This window comes from Paenibacillus sp. FSL W7-1332, assembly GCF_037969785.1.
Classification (GTDB): domain Bacteria; phylum Bacillota; class Bacilli; order Paenibacillales; family Paenibacillaceae; genus Paenibacillus_AQ.
The window spans coordinates 6,995,160-7,016,757 of the sequence record NZ_CP150209.1; the positions used below are offsets into that span (position 1 = coordinate 6,995,160).

General features: G+C 51.9%; 17 protein-coding genes. 5 read left to right on the forward strand and 12 right to left on the reverse strand.

Annotated elements, in window-relative coordinates; all coding sequences use genetic code 11:
- Positions 1-4 precede the first annotated feature (4 nt).
- Positions 5-3,214: an efflux RND transporter permease subunit gene (locus MKX98_RS31840; protein WP_194539954.1), complete on the forward strand. Its 3,210-nt coding sequence runs from the start codon at positions 5-7 to the stop codon at positions 3,212-3,214.
- A 77-nt stretch (positions 3,215-3,291) separates the two neighbouring features.
- Here MKX98_RS31840 and MKX98_RS31845 read toward each other — a convergent pair whose 3' ends face one another.
- Positions 3,292-3,969: a molecular chaperone TorD family protein gene (locus tag MKX98_RS31845; RefSeq protein WP_339220366.1), complete on the reverse strand. Its 678-nt coding sequence runs from the start codon at positions 3,967-3,969 to the stop codon at positions 3,292-3,294.
- A gap of 341 nt (positions 3,970-4,310) precedes the next feature.
- Between MKX98_RS31845 and moaA the strand changes: the two genes are divergently transcribed.
- Positions 4,311-5,315, forward strand: coding sequence for a GTP 3',8-cyclase MoaA (moaA, locus tag MKX98_RS31850; RefSeq protein ID WP_194539956.1), 1,005 nt, complete (start codon positions 4,311-4,313; stop codon positions 5,313-5,315).
- A 146-nt stretch (positions 5,316-5,461) separates the two neighbouring features.
- Here moaA and MKX98_RS31855 read toward each other — a convergent pair whose 3' ends face one another.
- Positions 5,462-6,118 (reverse strand): molybdenum cofactor guanylyltransferase, encoded by a 657-nt coding sequence (locus MKX98_RS31855; protein ID WP_339220368.1) that lies wholly within the window; start codon positions 6,116-6,118, stop codon positions 5,462-5,464.
- Between the two features lie 182 nt (positions 6,119-6,300).
- Between MKX98_RS31855 and MKX98_RS31860 the strand changes: the two genes are divergently transcribed.
- Positions 6,301-7,545 carry an MFS transporter gene (locus MKX98_RS31860; RefSeq protein WP_194544971.1) on the forward strand — a complete coding sequence of 415 codons (1,245 nt, stop codon included), beginning with the start codon at positions 6,301-6,303 and terminating at the stop codon, positions 7,543-7,545.
- A gap of 148 nt (positions 7,546-7,693) precedes the next feature.
- Here MKX98_RS31860 and MKX98_RS31865 read toward each other — a convergent pair whose 3' ends face one another.
- Together MKX98_RS31865 and MKX98_RS31870 are read right to left on the reverse strand one after the other, a co-directional pair.
- Positions 7,694-9,412 carry a glutamine--tRNA ligase/YqeY domain fusion protein gene (locus MKX98_RS31865; RefSeq protein WP_194539957.1) on the reverse strand — a complete coding sequence of 573 codons (1,719 nt, stop codon included), beginning with the start codon at positions 9,410-9,412 and terminating at the stop codon, positions 7,694-7,696.
- A complete protein-coding gene (locus tag MKX98_RS31870) occupies positions 9,409-9,576 on the reverse strand; it encodes a hypothetical protein (RefSeq protein ID WP_194539958.1) in 168 nt (55 codons plus the stop codon). Before MKX98_RS31870 ends, MKX98_RS31865 begins: the two co-directional genes overlap by 4 nt.
- A 112-nt stretch (positions 9,577-9,688) precedes the next feature.
- Between MKX98_RS31870 and MKX98_RS31875 the strand changes: the two genes are divergently transcribed.
- Positions 9,689-9,943, forward strand: a complete 255-nt coding sequence (locus MKX98_RS31875) for a DUF2164 domain-containing protein (protein WP_071218900.1) — start codon at positions 9,689-9,691, stop codon at positions 9,941-9,943.
- 39 nt (positions 9,944-9,982) lie between these two features.
- Complete coding sequence (locus MKX98_RS31880) at positions 9,983-10,531, forward strand: GNAT family protein (protein WP_113059576.1); 549 nt, start codon at positions 9,983-9,985, stop codon at positions 10,529-10,531.
- A gap of 123 nt (positions 10,532-10,654) precedes the next feature.
- Here MKX98_RS31880 and MKX98_RS31885 read toward each other — a convergent pair whose 3' ends face one another.
- The 8 genes from MKX98_RS31885 to MKX98_RS31920 form a co-directional block, all read right to left on the reverse strand.
- Entirely contained in the window at positions 10,655-11,314 is a 660-nt protein-coding gene (locus MKX98_RS31885; RefSeq protein WP_194539959.1) for an MOSC domain-containing protein, read from the reverse strand.
- 229 nt (positions 11,315-11,543) lie between these two features.
- Positions 11,544-12,041 carry a GNAT family N-acetyltransferase gene (locus MKX98_RS31890; RefSeq protein ID WP_194539960.1) on the reverse strand — a complete coding sequence of 166 codons (498 nt, stop codon included), beginning with the start codon at positions 12,039-12,041 and terminating at the stop codon, positions 11,544-11,546.
- 83 nt (positions 12,042-12,124) lie between these two features.
- The gene (locus tag MKX98_RS31895; RefSeq protein ID WP_339220373.1) at positions 12,125-15,502 is read right to left on the reverse strand and encodes a cellobiose phosphorylase; all 3,378 of its coding nucleotides are present in this window, start codon (positions 15,500-15,502) and stop codon (positions 12,125-12,127) included.
- Between the two features lie 40 nt (positions 15,503-15,542).
- Complete coding sequence (locus MKX98_RS31900) at positions 15,543-17,708, reverse strand: glycoside hydrolase family 3 N-terminal domain-containing protein (protein WP_220687282.1); 2,166 nt, start codon at positions 17,706-17,708, stop codon at positions 15,543-15,545.
- 198 nt (positions 17,709-17,906) lie between these two features.
- A complete protein-coding gene (locus tag MKX98_RS31905) occupies positions 17,907-18,668 on the reverse strand; it encodes an alpha/beta hydrolase family protein (protein ID WP_220687281.1) in 762 nt (253 codons plus the stop codon).
- Positions 18,669-18,692: 24 nt separating this feature from the next.
- Positions 18,693-19,694, reverse strand: a complete 1,002-nt coding sequence (locus tag MKX98_RS31910; RefSeq protein ID WP_194539963.1) for a LacI family DNA-binding transcriptional regulator — start codon at positions 19,692-19,694, stop codon at positions 18,693-18,695.
- A gap of 41 nt (positions 19,695-19,735) precedes the next feature.
- Positions 19,736-20,554, reverse strand: coding sequence for a carbohydrate ABC transporter permease (locus MKX98_RS31915; protein ID WP_100540992.1), 819 nt, complete (start codon positions 20,552-20,554; stop codon positions 19,736-19,738).
- A 51-nt stretch (positions 20,555-20,605) separates the two neighbouring features.
- The gene (locus tag MKX98_RS31920) at positions 20,606-21,511 is read right to left on the reverse strand and encodes a sugar ABC transporter permease (protein WP_339220378.1); all 906 of its coding nucleotides are present in this window, start codon (positions 21,509-21,511) and stop codon (positions 20,606-20,608) included.
- Positions 21,512-21,598: the final 87 nt, after the last annotated feature.

Below are 21,598 nucleotides of genomic sequence, written 5' to 3' on the forward strand. Positions count from 1 at the left end.
CCTAATGAAAGGAATTATCAATTTCTCGCTGCGCAACAAGTTTGCGATCTGGCTGCTGACCATCATCGTCAGCTTCGGTGGGTTATACAGCGGACTGACGATGAAACAAGAAACCATTCCGGATATTAACGTCCCGTTCTTAAGTGTCACCGCGATCTATCCGGGCGCCGCTCCTGAAGGGGTTGTGGAGGATGTTACCAAACCGCTCGAGACGAGACTTCGCAATATCGACGGCGTCAAGACCGTAACCTCCACTTCCATGGAGAATGCAGCCAATGTCATGGTTGAGTTTGATTATGGTAGTGATCTGGACAATGCTACGGCTGCTGTTCGTGAAGCCATTAACGAGGTAAAGCTGCCCGACGACGCTCAGAAACCTACCATATCCAAATTCAGCATGAGCTCCATGCCGGTTGTCTCCCTAAGTATTGCGAACAAAGACAACATGGCATTGGATGAATTGACACGCATCACAGAGAATGACATCGTTCCGGAGCTGGAGGATTTGGACGGCGTTGCTTCCATCCAGGTAGCCGGACAATTCGTGAACGAGGTACAGCTTAAGTTTAATCAGGACAAACTGAACGAGCTTGGCTTGACGGAGGATACCGTTAAAGGTATCGTGCAGGGTTCCGCGCTGTACGTTCCGCTCGGCATGTTCGAAATGGACAAATCCCAGAAGGCCGTGGCTATTGATGGCGGCATTATCGGCATTGACGATCTGAAAAATATCGCTATTCCGGTTGTTCCGGGCGGCGGCGGTGCAGCTGCCGGAGCCGGCGCTCCGAATGCCGGGGCAGGTCAACAACCATCGCAGCAGCCTTCCGGTGACGCAGCTGGGGCAGGCCAACAAGGCGCTCCTGGATCCGGTGCAGCTGCAGGCGGAACAAGCGGTGCTCCTGCCGTTCCAACCGGCATTCCAACCGTAAAACTCAGCGAGATTGCCAAAATTGAAGTTATTGGAACCTCGGAATCCATCTCCCGCACCAACGGGAAGGAATCGATCGGTATCCAAATCGTGAAAGCCAACGACGCCAATACGGTGGACGTTGTCAATCAGGTGAAAGACAAGGCAGAGGAATTGAGAGGCCTCTATCCTGGCATGGATCTGACGATCATGCTGGACCAAGGCAAGCCGATTGAAGACTCTGTTCATACGATGCTCTCCAAGGCATTATTCGGCGCATTGTTCGCCGTTCTGATCATAATGGTCTTCCTGCGCAACATCCGTTCGACAATTATATCGATTATTTCGATCCCATTGTCCTTGCTGATTGCTGTGCTCTGTCTGAGACAAATGGATATCACCCTGAATATGATGTCACTCGGTGCCATGACCGTTGCCATCGGCCGGGTTGTCGATGACTCGATCGTCGTTATCGAGAATATCTACCGGCGCATGTCCCTCTCGACCGAGAAATTAACGGGCCGTGAGCTCATCAGCGCCGCTACACGCGAAATGTTTGTTCCGATCATGTCCTCCACTATCGTAACCATCGCGGTATTCCTGCCGCTTACCCTGGTCAGCGGTATGGTCGGAGAGCTGTTCATGCCATTTGCATTGACGATGGTCTTCGCACTGCTCGCTTCCCTGGTCGTAGCGATCACGCTCGTGCCCGCTATGGCGCACAGCCTGTTCCGCAAAGGCTTGAAGAACAAACATGATCATGCGGAGAAACCGGGCGCAATGGCCCGCGGGTATCGTTCCATTCTGAAATGGACGCTGAATCACAAAGCCATTACATTCCTGGCAGCCATCGCGTTGTTGGCAGGAAGCTTGTTCCTGACGAAGTACCTTGGCGTTAGCTTCATTCCGGAACAGGAAGACAAATATGCCATGGTGACTTATTCTCCTGAGCCCGGCGTCATGCTGGAGGATGTGGAGGAACGCGCATTAAAAGCGGAGAAATTGATTCTGGATCAACCTGGAGTCGAAACGATGCAGTACTCCATCGGCGGAAGCAATCCGCTTGGTATGGGATCAGCGAATTCCGGATTGTTCTATATTATGTATGACCCGGACACGAAAAACTTCGAAGATGTTAAAAAGGCCCTTGTCGAGGATCTTGCCAAGGAAGTACCGGACGGTACTTGGTCCAATATGGACATGGCAGCCGGCGGCTTTGGCGGCGGCCAGTTAACGGTTAACGTCTTTGGCGATTCTCTGGAGCAGATCAAGCCGGTAGCTGATCAAATTGCAGAGCTTGCCAACAAGGATACAGCCACTTTCGAGAATGCAGAAACCAGCTTGTCCGAAGCGTTCGAGCAGTATACGCTGGTTGCTGACCAAGAGAAGCTGAGCTCCCTTGGCCTGACCGCAGGACAATTGGCAATGAAGCTGTCTCCCGTACGGGAACGTCCGGTCTTGACCGAAGTCAAAATTGAGGACAAGACTTACAATGTTTACATTGAAACGGACAGCAAGACCTATAAGAGCATCAAAGAAATCGAGAACGAAACCGTCACCTCTCCACTCGGTATCGAAGTGCCGATCAAGGACGTGGCCAAGGTGGAAAAAGGAACGACTCCTGACTCTATTATGCGCATCGACGGGAAAATGGTTGTGACCGTCACAGCCGATATCCTGTCCAGCGATGTTGGGTCGGCCTCCACCAACCTGGAGACTGAAGTGAACAAGCTTGAGCTTCCAGACGGCGTATCCGTCCAGTTCGGAGGCGTTACCGAGCAAATCAACGAAACCTTCGGACAGCTTGGACTCGCCATGCTGGCAGCCATTGCGATTGTATACTTTGTGCTTGTGGTTACATTCGGTGGCGGTCTCGCACCGTTCGCCATCCTGTTCTCGCTGCCGTTCATTGTCATCGGAGCCATTATCGGTTTGCTTGTTACAGGCGAGACACTGAACGTGTCTGCACTCATGGGCGTACTCATGCTGATCGGTATCGTCGTGACCAATGCGATTGTATTGATCGACCGCGTGATCCATATGGAACGCGAAGGCATGAGCACCCGCGAAGCCCTGCTTGAAGCCGGCGCTACCCGTCTTCGTCCAATTCTTATGACGGCACTCGCAACGATCGGCGCTCTCCTGCCACTCGTATTCGGTTGGGAGAACAGCGCAGGCATCATTTCGAAAGGACTCGGCATCACGGTTATCGGCGGTCTGATCAGCTCGACGCTGCTCACACTCGTGGTGGTACCTATCGTGTACGAGTTCCTGATGAAGTTCAGCAAAAAAAGAATCGAAGATTAATTAGAATATCAAAACCCCGGCTTCCTACATTAGGAAGCCGGGGCTTTTTTTGATGACTATGATATGGTCCTGGCTCGCTAATGTACCAGCACAGCTTCCCTGGAATGCTTCCACGTCTTCAACATGTTCAGATCCTGTGCGAGGAACTCCTCGAGCAGACTGAATACCGACTGATAAAGCGGGCTTTCCGTGGAGCTTTTTAGATCCTTGCAGAGGGATGGCACCCATGACAACAGATGCTCCTCCAGAAACTTCTCTTGAACCTCCATCAATTGCAGCATGCTATGTTCACAATACGTATTGTTCAGCATACGGTCATGAAGCAGTGTCATAAATTCCAGTTCAATGGCTATATGATCGTCCGCTTCCCCGTGCAGTTTATTAAAGGCAACACCGACGGATGCATAACAATCGGCTAAATCCTGAGCGCATCCATCCTTCGTGTAATGAGACTTTGCCGCTTGACGCTGTTTGGACTGCTGAAGCAATCGGCGGTATTCCGCCCCTTCGTATTCGCAAATCCGAACCAATTCCTCAGGTGAGCGTCCACATAAATAGGTCATCAGGTCCGTACCGGCCTTCGAACACTCCGCAGCCTTGCTTATTCCGCTTCCGCGGCTCCATTCCGCAATCATAGACAAACTGGGCCAATTGCCCAAAAAATCGATGAGCAGCTCGTAGACCGTACCCCGGTTTTCAAGCCATCTGTGACAGACGTCAGGCACCTCCAAAGTTTGAACAGGTGATATCGCCATATCGAACCTCCTATTGGTAACCTTTCTTGTTGGATGTGATATCCTTGACAGTATATCTTAGATGAACGTCTAATGAAAGCAGTTTGAAATGATTTCCGAAAATTTCGGAAAAATCAGGAAACTTTCGGAAATCTAGAATGTCACTACTCGCTTTCAAGGGGAGAAAGCTTTTGTCCACAGCTTCAATATACTGGATCCCGAAAGCGTTTTCTGTGATACTTCTCACAAATCCTTGAACTTATCCACGCAGCTTGTCCGGCTGACATGACCCTTACAATGCATTGACTCCCGTTCGGGGAATGGCTACAATGTGACCATGCATGCTATAAAGGGGGATTTCCATGATCGAACCGCTTAAAGATTCTTTCGGTCGGGTCCATGATTATATTCGTATCTCGGTGACAGATCGATGCAATCTTCGTTGTGTCTATTGTATGCCGGAAGAAGGGATGGAATTCCAACCTCCCGATCAGATTATGAGTTATGAAGAGATCGCAGCGATCATGCGCGTCCTTGCCCCAATGGGTGTCTCCAAAGTACGCCTTACCGGCGGCGAGCCGCTGGTACGCAAGGATCTGGAATCCTTGGTCCATATGATTGCTTCCATTGAAGGAATTCAAGATATATCCCTGACTACCAACGGGATCATGCTCCCCTCCAAAGCTCACCTGCTTAAGGAAGCCGGACTTACCCGAATCAACATCAGTCTGGATTCGCTTCATGAGGATCGCTACGCGCGCATTACGCGCGGCGGTCAAGTGCGTAAAGTGCTGGAAGGCATTGAAGCCGCTTATGAAGCCGGCCTGGATCCCATCAAACTAAACATGGTGTTAATGAAGGGCTTCAACGAAGACGAAATTCGCGACTTTATCGCGCTGACGCTCGATCGTCCCCTACATGTCCGCTTTATTGAATACATGCCGATCGGGCAAGCGTCCGATGCCTGGCGAGATTCGTATCTGCCGCTCAGCCGGGTATCCGAAGTGTGCCAGGAGGCGGGTTGGACCATTCAGGAAGAGCAGGGGCCATCCGGCAACGGACCTTCACGAAATATGAAGGTGGTTGGAGCTACAGGAACCTTCGGTCTGATCCATCCGGTCAGCGATCATTTCTGCGATTCCTGCAACCGCCTCAGACTGACGGCTGACGGCCACATCAAGGCTTGCCTGTACTGGTCCGACGAATTTAACGTGCGCCGCGTCGTCGATGATCCTTCCGCGGTGGCAAACCTGTTCCGCAAAGCGCTGGGTTCCAAACCGTTGAATCATGAAATGGCGCTCGCGCTCGAGAAAAAAATGCAAAGCCATACCCCAACCGTCCGGCGTATGTCACAGATCGGCGGATAAACCGTCGGCTGTGCGTATAATAGCCGAAGGCAGTCATATGGTTGATATTAAAATCCCCGCCAAGCATTTAGCTGGCGGGGTTTTTTTTTATGATGAATACCGTTTCGTCGTGCTTTTGCACACCTTTATTCAGCTATAGAAATCTACTATCTATCCTCAGGCAAGTCCGCATTCATCAGGCCGCCTGCTGCCTCGTATTCCCCAGGCGTGTTCATATTAAATAAAATTTTGCGCGGATCAAGACCCGTAATTGCCTCTAATTGCTCCTCGTGCACGAAGACGGCATTCAGCTCCTGCACCCACTCCACCATGCGAAGTTGTCCCTTGTTCAGCCTGCGTTCAAGGCCTTCTACGATTTCTTTGCGATATGCCGCCAGCAGCGGATGCACCCTGCCTTCTACAACAGGAATTACAGCATCGGCTGTGAGCTGCTGATTCGCCAGATACAGCAATCCCCGAAGGAAACGCTCATGGATATGGGGCATGTCGCAAGCAGCGACCATATTCCATGTGCTTTGGGATGACTTGAGCGCTGCATGAAGACCCGCCATCGGGCCTTGCCCGACATAAAGGTCGGGAACGCATTCCAATCCGAGAAATTGATAAGACTCGGGGGTATTGGTGGATAGGATGACGCGGCCGCTAACCCCGTCAAGCGCCTGGACCGTTCGCTCGATCAAACTCATTCCCTGCATGGGCAGAAGCGCCTTGTTTCTTCCCATTCTCCGGGAGGCCCCGCCTGCAAGTACGATACCCGTCACCTGATCCGGCGAAAAGCCGACATCTATGGGTTGACCGCTCATATGTTCTACCAGCCTTTCTTACACGTTGTAAAAAAACTTGATTCAGTTTATAGGTTAATAACCAGAATAATGGAAAATCATTTAAAAGATGGTTTGTATCCCTTTTCAATGCGTGATACATTGAAAGGGAAAGCGGCTTTTTTTCGATGCCGCGATTGTGGATTGTATTCGGTTTGAAAGGAATGACCTACTTGCGGAATATGGACAACGCCCAACCTTCGCTGATATCGCTCAAGCTGTTCAACTTCTTCATTTACGGAACCATGGTCATCTTCACCGGTTTCTTCCAGTTATATTTGCAAGACATCGGCATGAGCAAAATTGAAATCGGCAGCCTGATGGCGATCGCGCCATTTGTGTCCATCTTCGCCAATCCGTTCTGGGGATTCTGGGGTGATCGGGCGGCAAACATCAAGCGGATACTGCTGATCATGATGACCGGTACGCTGCTGCTGGTTCAGCTTGTATTTCAAGCGAATACCTATGCAATGATATACATGACAATGATTTTCTTTTATTTCTTCCAGACTCCGATGTTCTCGCAGACAAATTCGCTGATTCTAACCTATATTGAGGGGACGCAGCAAAAGTTCGGCTCCTTCCGGCTATGGGGCTCGCTCGGATGGGCGCTGACGGCCATCGCTGCAGGGCCTGTCATCGATCGGCTCGGGTCGGGGCGCATCGCCATCGTGTTCTCGATTATGCTGCTGGTGGCGGCCGTGTTCATGTTTACGCTGCCCTCTATCCAGAAGACGACAGCATCGGCATCGGTCAGCCTTAGAGGACTCGGTAGACTGTTTCTGAACTCCTATTTTGTCTGTTTTATCCTGTTAGGCATTATGGTATCCATCCCGAACACAGCTAATAACACTTTTATGTCCCTGTACATCCTGGAGCTTGGTGGTACCAAGCAGATGGTAGGCCTTGCGATCTTCTTCTCGTCGATATTCGAAGTGGTGATCTTCATTCTGTTTGACCGCTTCCTGAAACGAAAAATCAATGTCTTGGTCGGCTGCCTAACGATTGTCAGCCTGCTCTTCGCCCTCCGCTGGCTGCTGATGGCGGAAGCCAACAGCGCGCTGGAGGTGGCCTTCATCCAGCTCCTGCACTGCGTAACCTTCGGCGGCTATTTTTATGTCGGCGTGCAGCTGACGATGCTGTTTGTACCAACGCCGTATCGCGCTTCCGGACAAGCGATCTATACCTTAAGCTGGAGCGGCATATCCGGCGTCATCGGCGGTCTTGCCGGCGGCTGGATGTTCCAGAACTTCGGGGCGCAGATCATGTACTTCACCGGCACGATGCTTGCCATTGTGGGTGCCATCGGTTTTGGCTGGATGTGGTACAACCTTCGCAAGCACGGGTATCAGCCACTGCATCCGGACGATCTCGATAGCGACGAGATGGAGGAATACGCTGCGAGTTAGACCGTGGTCCTGTACCAAGCCGTTCACTAAGATGGTATTATCGTAAATATAACAAGACTCGAATGAATCCTGTAACGGAATCTTCGAGTCTTGTTTACGTTATAGAGCACAGGAGACTTCTTAAACGCGCCTATACCATTATCTTGATTTAGTTCTTCGGAAGCTGGAACGAGCTCTTCAGGGAGACCACGCGGTTAAATACCGGACGTCCTGGCTGCGAATACTTCGAGTCGACGTTGAAATATCCATGGCGGAAGAACTGGAACTTGTCCTGCGGCGCAGCATCCTTCATATTCGGTTCCACGAATCCCTGCACGATTTGCAGCGAGTTCGGGTTGATGTCGTCCAGGAAGGACTTCTCGGCAGTTGCTTCTTCCGCCTCGCCTGCAACCTCCTGCACCAATTCGGCTTCTTCCTCTTCGTCCTTGAACAGCGGTTCGAACAGGCGGAATTCAGCAGGTACGGCCTGCGTGGCTTCCACCCAGTGAATCGTTCCCTTCACCTTGCGTCCGGTAAAGCCGCTGCCGCTCTTCGTCTCCGGATCATACGTGCAGTGGATCTCGACGACCTTGCCGTTCTCGTCTTTAATGACGTCATTACACTTGATGAAGTACGCATGCTTCAAACGGACCTCGTTGCCGGGGAACAAGCGGAAATATTTGTTTGGAGGATCTTCCATGAAATCTTCCTGCTCAATATAAATCTCGCGCGAGAACGGAATCTGGCGAATCCCCATCTCCGGATTCTCCGTGTTGTTCTCGGCGTCCAGCCATTCGATCTGACCTTCAGGGTAATTCGTAATGACCACCTTCAGCGGGTCCAGCACAGCCATCGTACGCGGCGCCTTCAGCTTCAGGTCCTCACGGATAAAGTGTTCCATCACTTGACGGTCCACCGTTCCGTACGCCTTCGAAATTCCCGTCTCAAACACGAAGTTGCGAATGGCTTCAGGCGTATACCCCAAGCGGCGAAGTCCGGAGATCGTCGGCATGCGCGGATCATCCCAGCCGTCCACCACATTCTCGTCGACGAGCTGCTTCAGTTTACGCTTGCTCGTAACCGTCTGCGCCACGTTCAGACGTCCGAATTCGTACTGATGCGGCGTGCTGTCCATCTCGCATTCGGCCACAACCCAATCATAGAACGGTCGTTGATCCTCAAACTCCAGGGAGCACAGGGAATGCGTAACCCCTTCAATGGCATCCTCCAGCGGATGGGCAAAAGCGTACATCGGATAAATGCACCACTTGTCGCCTGTATTATGATGATGCGCGTGAGAGATCCGGTAGATGACCGGATCCCGCAGATTAATATTCGGCGAAGCCATGTCGATCTTGGCGCGCAGCACGCGTTCTCCGTTGGCGAATTCCCCTTTGCGCATCCGCTCGAACAGATCCAGATTCTCTTCCACGCTGCGATCCCGGTATGGACTATTATGCCCTGGCTCGGTCAGGGTTCCGCGCGTTTCGCGGATTTGGTCGGCGGATTGGTCATCCACATAAGCTTTCCCTTTCTTAATCAGCAGCACGGCACGATTGTACATCTCTTCAAAATAATCGGACGCGTACCGCAGCTCTTCCCAATCGAATCCGAGCCACTTCACGTCCTCCTTAATGGAGTTAACATACTCAATGTCTTCCTTCACCGGGTTCGTATCATCGAACCGCAAGTGCGTCCGTCCGCCGAATTCATCGGCCAGTGTGAAATTGATCCATATGGCCTTGGCATGTCCAATATGCAAGTAGCCGTTCGGCTCCGGCGGAAAGCGGGTAACGATTTCCTTGACTTTACCGGACTTCAGGTCTTCGGTAATAACATTTTTTATGAAATTGGAGGGGGTTCCCCGATGGTTCTCCACGTTGATCAACCTTTCGTCCTGTAATTTCTGTCTATCTCCTGTATAAACGTGTTTCCCTTAAATATACCTGTAATGCCGCGATTGTTCAAGGAATTCGGCACCTCCGTGCCGCAAGTCGCCAGCTTGCGATGAGGATTCGGCAAGCAGTCTGCTCCCAGCATCTTAACCCGCACACAGAAGATTCTCCCACAACCGAAAATGCCGGCGAAAATCGTTTTGACGGGGGCTGGTCAATAGGGTAGCATGGAGAGAAAAACAGCTATGAAGGAGGCCTGCAATCATCTTATGAAACCTACCAAATTCCCTAAAGAACAACGCGAACAGCTGATTGGACTGGTTCAGGAATACTTTGAGACCGAGCGCGGCGAAACCCTCGGCCATCTAGCCGCAGAGGGTGTTCTTGATTTTTTCACGGAGACCTTAGGGCCTCATCTATACAATCAAGCGCTCAGCGACTGCAGAACGGTTGTTAGTCAGCGTATGATTTCCCTTGAAGAGGATATTTACGCATTGGAGCAAAAAGTGAAGCGGACTCGTTAAAGTTACATACACTTCACGAGAGAACAAAGGAGATACCTTATGTTTGGATACACATTAGACGACCATGTTGAATTGCGCCCGCTTGCCATAGAGCATGCACGGGCGATGTTCGAGATTACCGATCGTTCCCGGGACCGCCTGCGCAAGTGGCTTCCGTGGGTGGATGCCGTCACCGAGGTCAACGATACCGTCAATTATATCAAAGGCGCCATGAAGCAAGCGGCCGAGAACGGCGGCTTCTCGGCCGGCATCTGGGTCCGCGAGGAGCTGGCAGGCACCATCTCGTTTCATGAGATCGATTGGAACAACCGCTCGGTCAGTATCGGATACTGGCTGGATCAGCATTTCACGGGGCAAGGCCTGATGACAAGCGCATGCCGCGCGTTCACGGATCACGCGCTGATGCGCATGGGCCTGAATCGGGTGGAGATCCGCTGTGCAACGGCTAACCATCGCAGCCGGGCCATTCCGGAACGGCTGGGGTTTGTGCTGGAGGGAGTCATAAGGGAAGCCGAGAAGCTGCCCCAAGGCTATGTTAACCACGCGGTCTACGGCATGATTCAGAGCGAATGGAAGCGGATGAGGTAACCTCTATATCCGGAACAAAACCGGCTTGAATCCTACGATAAGGACGCAAGCCGGTTTTGTTGTCTGTATGTGTTCTAGAATATAGGCTGACCTTGGCTTAGAAGCCTGGCAAGAACCATCGTCTCACTCCTGATTCTCCCGCAGGGTCTCCAGCCACTTGCCGAATTGCGACTTCAGGCTGGCTGACAGCACATCGATCTCCAGCATGCGGGACAATCCGCGTTCATCCTTCCGTCCATCCTTCATTATGCGAAGCACGTCCTGCACCGTTATGCCGGAAGCATGGGACTCAAGCTGAGTGACCGCGGAATCGGCACGGACATCCCCTTCCTCCAGGACTCGAAAGTAAAACCCGCTGTAGCCCGTATTCAATACTCTTGCCGGCATATCTTTCACGCCATGCTTTTGCGACAGCTTAAAGCAGGGATATCGGGGCTGGCTGACCTGTACCACCGCGTCGCCTATCCGGTATACATCCCCGATGCAGACCCGATCCTCCAGCATCCCCCGCAGCGTCAGGTTTTCGCCAAAGGCAGCATACGCCATCTGTTTGCCCAAGGAGTGTTCCCAATAAGGATAATGCTCGAAGGGGTACGCGCACACCGCCTTATCCACGCCGCCGTGATTGACGAGATCGGCCTGACCATCCCCCTCGAAATTCAATGAACTTAGGAACAAGGGACCCTCCACAGGCTGCTTATAGATTCCCGTGGACAGGTCCTTTCCCTGGTAATCAACCGTTACAGGCTTTCCCACATTCAGCGATACAATGCCCATAGTCATGGAAAATAACCTCCGCCTTCTTTTCTTTTCATCTACTATATGCAATAGCGTATGCCCTTGTCCAGAAGCCGTTTTAAGTGGCGGGCCAAATAACATAAGGCCAACCAGAAAACCCTGGTTGGCCTTAACATACGAAACAGCCCGGCAAGCTGCCGGACTGTTCAACCCTATGACCTTCATCTCTCTGCCGCTCGGTAAACGGCCTAGAGGGATATCATGATGTGATCCATCATGATAAGAAGCAGCACATTAAGATATCATCGACGTAACGTCCATCCACATAAAACTCCTGAATCAGCCTGCCCTCTTCCTGAAACCCGCAGTTCCTGTAAAAAGCGAATGCGCCAGGATTGCTGGACAGCACCCGCAGCCTCAGCTTCGAAATGCCCTCCGCACGCGCCATATCCTTCACAGCATCGATCAGCCGCTGCCCGATGCCCTGCCGTTGATAGGCAGGGTGAACCGCGATGTTCAGCTCCAGCACATGACGATTACTGTGAAGGCTTGTGGGCGACCGGAATCCGATGTAACCGCACAGTTCCCCCTCATGCAAGGCCACGAGCTGTGTGCCTGGCGGACAATGCAGAAGATAATGATCTCTTGAGTTCCACTCCAATGGGGCAGGGGCCGTATTGCGATCCCATACCAGTTCGTCGAGTTCCATGAGTGCAGCAGCATCCTTCATCTCGGAGAACCGGATGGTCAATGTCTCTTGACCGGTCTTCATCGCCATCCCTCGCTTTGATAACCATTCCCTCTATTATATCAGACCGGTTTGCTTCTTGCAGACGAGTTTCACGGGGTCAAGAATTATTGTTCATGAATAGAGGCGTAAATATCCACGACGCAATCGGTGCCACCCTCTCCGGCCAATCGTTTGAAATCCGCACCTGCAATACGAACGCCGCCTGTGCGATATCGGTTCCGGATCGCATCTGCTGCTACATCCTGCCCGTTAATCGTAATGCGGGTCCCCTCGGAACGATCCACGTGATAAATGAACGTTACCGCCATCCCCGCGTAGTTAAATTGGAACTCCAGGCCATCCAGTGTCTTCGGCAGGACAGGATCAATCACCATGTCTCCTCCCGCTTCGCGAATGCCAAGCGCATTAGATATCAATTGATTCATGTAGATCCCCGGACCACTGGAATAAATCCGCCATCCGCCTTTGACAGGTACGCTTCCGCTGCGCAGCGCATCAAACGATTCCTGCGCTTCATAGCGCGTGTTGAACTTTCCGTCCGAGCTGCTGAAATACGCGTTGCTCTGACGCAGCTCCGCATTCGGCACAACTTCGGCAATGCCGATCGGATTGATGCGCTCAAGCCCGCTCCACACCTCGCTGCTCTTGCCGAGCTTGGCCATCGCCTCTACATAACGGATGTGCGCATGCACATATTGAAGGCCAACCTCCCGGCCAAAATTCGCCGCCTGCTCCGCCCGCTTAAAGTGCGTGCTGACGCCGCCGGCATATACGGCTGGACGGTTCATCAATCTAACGCCGTCCGGACAGAACAGCTGCTCACGGATAATCTCATAATGGCTTGCTGCCTGCTCCGGCGTCAACAGCTCGCTGATCATGCTGCGCGTCATCGGAAGCAGCCGGTACTGGATTCCCGTTTCCTGATCGGACGGATGCAGCAGGAATTTGCTCTGCTCTTTGCTCTCCATATAGACAAAGCCGGGAATAACTTCAGAATTCAAAATATACGTATTGAAATCCCGCTGAATTCCTTCCGCGAGATCCCCCATGGCATCGGACATCGCTTGGTCCACAGACTCCATGACCTGGGAGAACTGTTTCAAGGTCTGATAGGTCAAAGCCACCGTCCAGCTGCTGACCATGAACTGCTTCAGCTGCGCGTTAGCCGGCTGAAGCGTATCATCCCAATCCCCGTCTCCATAAGAAGACAGATAGGTATCATGAAGGAAGTGATTTTGAATATAAGCCATTTGCTTCTTCACATGCTCAAGCACGGTGTACGTCTGCTCCGTGAAATCGAAGCTGTGCTTTCTCGTGTATGGAACGGCAGACTCCAGTATGCTGTAATCGTTAGTGACGGCCAAATAATCGCCCAGCACCTTAAGCGGCCATACGATAATGTCGCCGTGGCTCTCTTCCTGCTGGATATGGGCGTACTTATCAAACATGAACCACTGCGGCCAATTTCCGTCATCCTCATACTGGTGGGAGTACACTTCAAGCAGGATATCGCGCACCTGCTCGTATTTATGCGTAGCCATGAAATATTCGACAGGCCCTTGGCATACATCGCGTGTTCCCCACGCTGCGCCGCCGTATTGTTCCAGGCCGTGCGGAACCGAATAGTGAACGAGCATATTATGCGTATACCACCAGGCCAGCGCATTCACCTTGAACAAGCCGTCTTCCTGTCCATTCTTCAGGCTCAGATGGAATCCGTTCATGACAGACGCGTAGAACGAGCGATAGCTTGCAATCTCTTCATCGGCTACCCGCGCCGCAAGCGGAGCGTTCGCTGCATCAAGGCTGCCTTGTACCGTCATGGTCCATTCCACACTCTCACCAAGCTCAAGTACTGTCAAGGAGGCACTGCCAGGCGCGATGTTGCTTGCCAGACAAGTTTCGTCCGTCACCTGCATATCGGCTCCCGTCACCCCAAGGCGATAATGCAAATCCTTATACACGGAAGCGCTGAGCGAAGCCGAATCGGCACGGAACGTAATGATGCCGTCTTCCTGAACCCTATGATACGGGACTTCATATTCGTTCACATCCATCGTGACCTGCATGGTGACCAAATAACGGTACGCTCTTCCGCTCTCGGAACGGACTTGGAGCGTAACCTCCGGTGCCGCGGCAGACGTGAAGTTCGTAATGATCAGCATGTCGCTTTCGGTCTTATAGTACCACCGTACATAGTTAAAGCCGATCTCGAACACGGACGGCATCGTCAAGAGGCGATATTCCCCGTCCATCTCAACATAAATCCGCTGTCCGGATGTCTTAGGCACGTTTAGTGCATTCCGCGCATGACTCATCATTTTGTTAAAATTCGTGTTCCCCGTCACCAGCTGGGAATTAAACACGCCATACATGTAGGAGGTTGTCGTAATGACAGGGCTGCCCAGCTTCACATTGTTGCCGCTCATCAAGATATGACCGTGCGGACGCTCCACGCGAAGCTCCTTCTCCTTCAAAACGATATGCTCATAGGTATCCGTGAAGAACGAGAGCAGCTCCTCCCCGTCACGCTCTTCTTGGCGGCGTACAGGATACAAAGCGTTCAATTCGTCTGCCGTCAGCGGCAATGTGCGAAGAGGTTCCCCGAAGCGCTTGGATCGCTCCGACCGAGGCAGCTGTTGGCCCGTCTCCGTCAACCGGCTCGCTGCAAACTGTTGCCACGCAGCCTGAAGCTCATCCTGGAATTCAAGCGACGTAACTGCTTCCGGATGATCCTCTTTAAACAAGCCGTAAAATACGAACCGAGCCGTGCCATTCAGCGCAACGCGAGGGGACTGCAGAGCCGTATAGGCAAACTCATATTGATACACCTCATTCGGCAGACTCTCCTTGGATAAAGCCACCGCCTGATTCGTTTCTTTATAGGAAAGGCCGAAGAACTGAAAGCCATCCGTTGCATACCCGACAGCAGAAGTCATCGCCCCCTGTTGAAGATACGGGAATTTGCCTCCCTGCGGCTGATTTTGACGTGAGCACACGACATACCCCAGATCTTCCTGCCGGAACACAGCATGGTCGATGTACTGGGACAAATAGGCCTCATTGTTACGAACGGCACCAGGATGGGCGATGCCGATATCCTGTCCATACACGACGTCGGCTTGAATTCCTTCCCCCTGGAGCTCGACGTCCCAGAACCACGCGCCGGTATCCGTTGGGGTAAACAGAACCTTATAACCTACTCCCTTGACGCTGCCTTCCCACATCATCCGGTTATCCGCGTGAGTGACCACGCTGTTGGAGTGTACTCCGAGCATAGGAACGGCCTGAATGCCGCTCTCAGTATGGATTCTCAGAAACAAATTGTTAAGGGCGCCGTCAATCGAATTGGAGAGCAGCTGATTGATCATCGTCGTGCCGTAAGTGGCTTGATAAAGATCACCGCTAGGCAAAAAAGAAAACGTCAAATCTCCCGCCTGGAGTACAATCTTCGCATCGTTCATTACATGATTGGCTGTCACAAGTTTCACTTCCTATTCTGCATAAATGATGTTAGTCGAGTTATTTCCGAAGCCGAAAACGTCTTGTCTCCGTATCCCGGCTATTCTTTCCAACCATAATGTCGAACTCGCCCGCATCGCTGGTGAAAGACAGATCCGAGTGGTGATAGCGCAGCTGTTCTTCGGTCAGCGTAAACGTGATTTCCTGTCGTTCGCCCGGCTGCAGCAGCACCTTGCGGAAAGCCTTCAGCTCACTGACAGGCCTAACGACCTCTCCGGATCGGTCGCGGACGTACAGCTGAATCACTTCTTCACCGGCCATATCGCCGGCATTCGTCACCGAAACCGTAATTTCAAGCGGCTGGTCCGGGAACATTTCATCCGCCGACAGCGTCATCTTTCCGTATACAAATTCCGTATAACTGAGGCCGAATCCAAACGGAAACAGCGGCTCATTCGGAATGTCCAAATATTGCGATACATAGCGTTCCTGCGCATCGGGCGCATCCTTCGGACGGCCGGTGTTAAAATGGTTGTAGTATACCGGCACCTGTCCCACGGAATAAGGGAACGACATGCTGAGCCGGCCGGAAGGATTCACCTCGCCCGTCAGCAGTGCAGCTACAGCCGCCCCGCCTTCACTTCCCGGGAACCAGGCTTCCAGCACAGCCTCCGCTTCGTCCAGCACCCCATGCAGATCCAGCGGACGACCGTTGAACAATACGGCAACCATCGGCTTCTCCAGCGTTTTCAAATGCTGAATCAGCTCGAGCTGCGGTTGTGGCAGCGTTATAAACCCACGGCTGCCCGCTTCGCCGCTCATCTCGGAATCCTCGCCCAGCGCAAGCACAATCACGTCGGCTTCCTTTGCTGCCTTCATCGCCTCTTCCAGCTGCTGCCCGGTCATGGCGTTCACGCCGCAGCCTTCAGCCACCGTCAGCGCGCCGGAAGACAACTTGGAGCGCAGTCCCTGCTCCAGCGTTACCGCGTCTTCTTTGGAGCCTGTCCAGGACCAGGGGCCAAGAATATCGCCGCTGGCAGCGAACGGGCCGATCAAGGCAACGCGCTGCCCGCCGCGCAGCGGCAGCAGGGAATCGTTCTTCAGGAGCACGCAGGACTTCGCCGCAGCCTCCCGGGCCGCCTGACGATGTTCCTCGCAGAACACAATCTCCCGTTCCGCCTGCGGATCGGCTCCCCGCACAGGGCGCTCGAACAGTCCAAGCCGCTTTTTCAAAGACAGAATGCGCAGCACCGCTTCATCGATCAGGCTCTCGTCCACCCGGCCTTCACGTACCATTTCAGGTAAATGATGAACATAGCTGGAAGTCATCATCTCGATGTCCACGCCCGCTTCAATGGCTCTTAACGCTGCCTCTGCCTCATCCTCCGCTACCCCGTGTGGAATCAGCTCTTTGACCGCTCCCCAGTCGGAGATCAGCACGCCGTCAAAGCCCCATTCGCGGCGCAGCAAATCACGCATCAGCCGTTTATTGCCCGTAGCCGGTATGCCATCCACCGTATTAAAGGCGGTCATGACCATCTCGACACCTTCGTCCAGCGCAGCCTTGTACGCCGGCAAGTAATACTCCCGCAGCTGACGCTCGGACATGTCCACCGTGTTGTAATCGCGGCCGCCTTCGCCTGCTCCATATGCGGCAAAGTGCTTCACGCAAGCAGCCAGCCGGTTGAGATCGCCGCTCAGGTCCTCCCCTTGGAAACCTCTGACAAAGGCTCTGGCAAATTCACTGTTTAAGTAAGGATCCTCGCCTGTCGATTCCATCACGCGCCCCCAGCGGGGATCGCGCACCAGGTCCACCATCGGCGCAAATGTCACATGCAGGCCGGATACCGCGGCTTCGCGCGCAGCGATTTCCGCACTCCGCTCCGCTAGGCTGGGGTCCCAAGAGCTCCCCATGGCGAGCGGCACCGGAAAGATTGTTTTAAAGCCGTGTACGATATCAGCCATCATCAGCAGCGGAATCTTCAATCGATTCTTGCGCAAATGGGCTTCCTGGACGGCTATCACTTCCTCCGCACCTGCCAAACCCAGCACGGAGCCGGCATTACTTACGATGTCATCGGTGATGCCAAGCGACTCCATCGGTCCTGTAATCTGCCCCGATTCTTGGGTGCCTTCGAAAAAAGGGACGGCCAGTTGTATAAGCTGCGCAATTTTCTCCTCCAGCGTCATCTGCTCGACCAGAGAAAGTAGTTGTTGATCTGCCATTTCCCATCCTCCTTTGTCATTACCGTTCTCTTTTTCACTAATTCGAAACGTTATGATTCTCTCGATAACAATCAATAATTTCCTGTAACCATATATTTCATAAGCTTTCTACTTACAAATTAACAATCTGAAAATCGAAAAAATCAGCGCTAATCCGCATATAAAATCGAAACGTTTCAATACATGCGGACAAAAAATTCAGGGCAGGGGCAGCCAATCCAGCACCCGCTGAATTTTGCGATCCCAATATCCCCATTCATGACCACCGGGTTCTTCCTCATAGGTGATATGAAGCCCCAGGCTGTCCGCATAGTGTCTAAAGGTCTGATTATCGTTATACAAAAAATCCTCTGTCCCACAGCACTGATACAGCATCGGTTTGTCGCCACTGTATGCCGCGAATTCCGAGGCTAAGAACAGCAAATCGTCCCGGCTTCCTCGCAATCGATCAACGCTTCCAAACAGGGTACGAACTTCTGCCTCCTGGAAGCCCGGTCCTGCAGCGCGGCTGGCGAGATCCAGCCCACCCGACAGGCTTGCGCCTGCCGCGTAACGCTCCGGATAACGAAGCGCCAGCTTGAATGCCCCATACCCGCCCATGGAAATTCCGGCGACAAAGGTATCTTCCCTCCGCCCGGACACCGGAAAGAACGACTGAACGAGCTGTGGAAGCTCCTCGCTCAGGAAAGTAAAGTAAGGCAAGCCGTTTGCCATGTCCATATAATAGCTTCGTCCGACTCCCGGCATCACGAGCGCGATGCCTTTATTCTCGGCATATCGTTCGATGGACGACCTGCGCATCCATTCGGTCTGATCCGCTCCTCGTCCGTGAAGCAAATAAAGCACCGGCAGCTTCGAAGAAGAACCGTACGGCATCAAAGCGGCTTGCGGCAGAAAAACCTCTATGCCGGTAGACAGCTTCAGTATTTCGGAATAAAAATCACACGTGATCCATGCCAAGTTCCTCATCTCCAATCCGGTCCATTAATTCTCTACTTTGCTCTTCCCTGCAGATGCCCGCTCCATCATTTCGGTCGTCAGCATATAAGACTGCTTTACGGATTCACCGGCCAATATCTGAAACAGCAAATGGGCTGCAAGCGATCCCGCCTCGCTCTTGGGCTGCTTGATCGTGGTAAGCGGCGGATTCACGTATTCGGCTAATTGAATATCGTCATATCCGATGACGGATACATCATCCGGCACCGATATGCCGCTCTCCTCAAAAGCCTTCAATCCTCCGATGGCCATCTCGTCGTTGCCGTAGAACACCGCCGACGGGAGCGACCCCTGCATAATCATCATCTTGGTCGCATTGTAACCGCCCTCGCGCACGAAGTTGCCGCTGAGACGCCATTTCGACTGTTCCTCCAGCCCTGCCTCGGCAAGTGCCCGTAAATACCCCTGATAACGCAAATGGTTATCGTACGAATCTGAAGAACCGCTGATGTATGCCACATGCCGATGACCGTTCTCAAGCAGATACCGGGTAGCCGTGTATCCTCCTTGTTCCCCATCGACCAGCACATTGACCAGGTATTCGCTGCACAATGGACGATCCATCACGACAATCGGAAATTGGGGACCCGAGGTCTCGATCAGAACTTCATCCCGGATATTAGGTGCAAGTATGATGGCACCGTCCGCCCTTTTCTCTCTCAAAAATTTAACCGCCGTTGAATCTCTGCCACCCATCGAACTGCATGCGATCAGATCATATCCGTTGGTTAAAGCGACTTCCTGTACGCTTCGAATCAGCTCGGAATAATAAGGCCCGGATAGATCCGTCAGAATAAGAGCGATTGTCTTGGTGCGGCTCCGCTTCAAATCCATGGCAAATCCGTTCTTCCGATAATTCAACTGCCTTGCTGCCTCGAGCACCTTTGATCTTGTCTTGGAACTCACTCTGCTGTCGCCGCTTAACGCGTATGAAGCCGTTGACAAGGCGACTCCAGCGAGCTTTGCCACATCCTTAATCGTTGCCATTTCCTTACGCCCCTTCTACTACTTAAAAAACTCTATCTATTTTATTTCATGCCAGAGATCGTATATCCTTCAATAATATGTTTTTGGAAGAAAGAAAATACGATGATAATCGGAACCACCATAAATGCAGCGCCTGCCATCTGGAGGCCGAAATCAGATCCGTGCTGTCCTTTCAGAAGCTGCAGACCCACCGAAAGCGTATAAAGCTTTTGGTCATTTGCCATGATGAGAGGCCACAGGAAACTGTTCCAAGCGCCGATGAAGGCCAAAATCCCCTGTACCGCAAATACCGGCTTCGTGATCGGAACGATCAACTGGAAGAAAATCCGCAGCTCTCCCGCTCCATCCAGCCTGGATGCTTCAATTAGATCCGTAGGGATCGTGGACATGAACTGACGGAAGAGGAAAATACCGAATGCTCCGACCAGGCCAGGCAGCACAATACCCGCCATCGTGTTAGTCAATCCCATGGCATTAATCAGCAGGTAGACCGGAATCATGGTAACCTGTCCCGGAATCATCATCGTTGCCAGCACGAGATAAAACAGCTTCTTGTTGCCGGGGAACTCGTATTTAGCGAATGCATATCCTGCAAGCGCATTGAGGAACAGACCGACAAAAGACCAGAACACAATGATAAGCGTATTTTTCAGGTATACGATAAAGTCCAGCTTCGTAAATAAATCCACATAATTTTCAATTGTAAATTCTTTCGGCAATAGCGTCGGCGGAACTGCCGTAAATTCATTTTCCGGCTTGAATGAGGACGTGATCATCCAGATAAACGGAATCATCATCAGCAATCCTCCTGCAATGAGCAGCACCGTCATGACTGTTTTCTCAATTCTTTTAGCTGCCATACCCTGAGCCTCCTTCAGTTACGATACGAAAACATCGGTTGAACCTGAAACTTAATATTCGACATCTTTTCTCTTGACTGCGAATTGTACGACCGTTACAGCGATAATGATGATGAAGAGCACAAACGATCCTGCAGCCGCATAACCAAAATTGCTAAGCTGGAAGCCATTGTTATAAATAAAGAGGGCCATCGACATCGTGGAGTTCAGCGGTCCGCCCTTGGTCATAACCAGAGGCTCCTCGAAGAATTGAATCCAGCCGATCAGCGTCGTTATCGTGACAAAGAAGGTAGCAAAGCTAAGGAGCGGGACCGTGATGTACAACAGTTTCTTCCATTTGCTCGCACCATCGATCTCCGCCGCTTCATAATAGGAACGTGGAATGCCCTGCAGCGCAGCCAGAAAAATGATCATATTGAGGCCAATCGATTTCCATACAGCCAGAAGAATAAGAGATAACTTGGCAAGTGTAGGATCATTCAGCCATTGCTGTGCCGGAATACCAAACCAGGATAACATATGGTTAAAGAGGCCGTAATGGCTGTTATACAGGTATCCCCAAACAACCGCGACCGCCACAATATTCGTAATGGAAGGCATATAATAAACAACGCGGAATGTCTTAAACAACCATCCCGTGCCATAGTTAAGCAGCAATGCAGCACCCATGGCAAGCATAACGACAAACGGAACACCGATAATAACATAGAACATGGTGTTAAACATCGATTTCAGAAAAACCGGATCTTTAAATACATTCATAAAATTATCGAAGCCAACGCCTTCAATGTTTGAATAATTAGCGAGACCAGCGAGGTCAATATCCGTGAAGCTGATGACAAGCGCAATGATGATCGGAATGATTGAGAACGTCAGAAGTAGCACCAGTGCGGGCGCAATAAACATATAAGGATACTTATATTGGTTAAAGCGCTTGATAAAGTTCTGCAATGTCATTCACCTCCTGCAAGTGTGGGTTTCTCAATAAAAGAATAACGCTCTTTGGAAGCAGTCAGGCTTGTTTCATCCTTCGAAGAAACAAGC

What these genes read in the sequence shown, in the direction of transcription:
- moaA (WP_194539956.1), top strand. Translation starts at nt 4,311, where the DNA reads ATGATCGAACCGCTTAAAGATTCTTTCGGTCGGGTCCATGATTATATT.
- MKX98_RS31860 (WP_194544971.1), top strand. Translation starts at nt 6,301, where the DNA reads ATGACCTACTTGCGGAATATGGACAACGCCCAACCTTCGCTGATATCG.
- MKX98_RS31840 (WP_194539954.1), top strand. Translation starts at nt 5, where the DNA reads ATGAAAGGAATTATCAATTTCTCGCTGCGCAACAAGTTTGCGATCTGG.
- MKX98_RS31920 (WP_339220378.1), bottom strand. Translation starts at nt 21,511, where the DNA reads ATGACATTGCAGAACTTTATCAAGCGCTTTAACCAATATAAGTATCCT.
- MKX98_RS31855 (WP_339220368.1), bottom strand. Translation starts at nt 6,118, where the DNA reads ATGAGCGGTCAACCCATAGATGTCGGCTTTTCGCCGGATCAGGTGACG.
- MKX98_RS31890 (WP_194539960.1), bottom strand. Translation starts at nt 12,041, where the DNA reads ATGAAGACCGGTCAAGAGACATTGACCATCCGGTTCTCCGAGATGAAG.
- MKX98_RS31885 (WP_194539959.1), bottom strand. Translation starts at nt 11,314, where the DNA reads ATGACTATGGGCATTGTATCGCTGAATGTGGGAAAGCCTGTAACGGTT.
- MKX98_RS31910 (WP_194539963.1), bottom strand. Translation starts at nt 19,694, where the DNA reads ATGGCAACGATTAAGGATGTGGCAAAGCTCGCTGGAGTCGCCTTGTCA.
- MKX98_RS31875 (WP_071218900.1), top strand. Translation starts at nt 9,689, where the DNA reads ATGAAACCTACCAAATTCCCTAAAGAACAACGCGAACAGCTGATTGGA.
- MKX98_RS31915 (WP_100540992.1), bottom strand. Translation starts at nt 20,554, where the DNA reads ATGGCAGCTAAAAGAATTGAGAAAACAGTCATGACGGTGCTGCTCATT.
- MKX98_RS31900 (WP_220687282.1), bottom strand. Translation starts at nt 17,708, where the DNA reads ATGGCAGATCAACAACTACTTTCTCTGGTCGAGCAGATGACGCTGGAG.
- MKX98_RS31845 (WP_339220366.1), bottom strand. Translation starts at nt 3,969, where the DNA reads ATGGCGATATCACCTGTTCAAACTTTGGAGGTGCCTGACGTCTGTCAC.
- MKX98_RS31880 (WP_113059576.1), top strand. Translation starts at nt 9,983, where the DNA reads ATGTTTGGATACACATTAGACGACCATGTTGAATTGCGCCCGCTTGCC.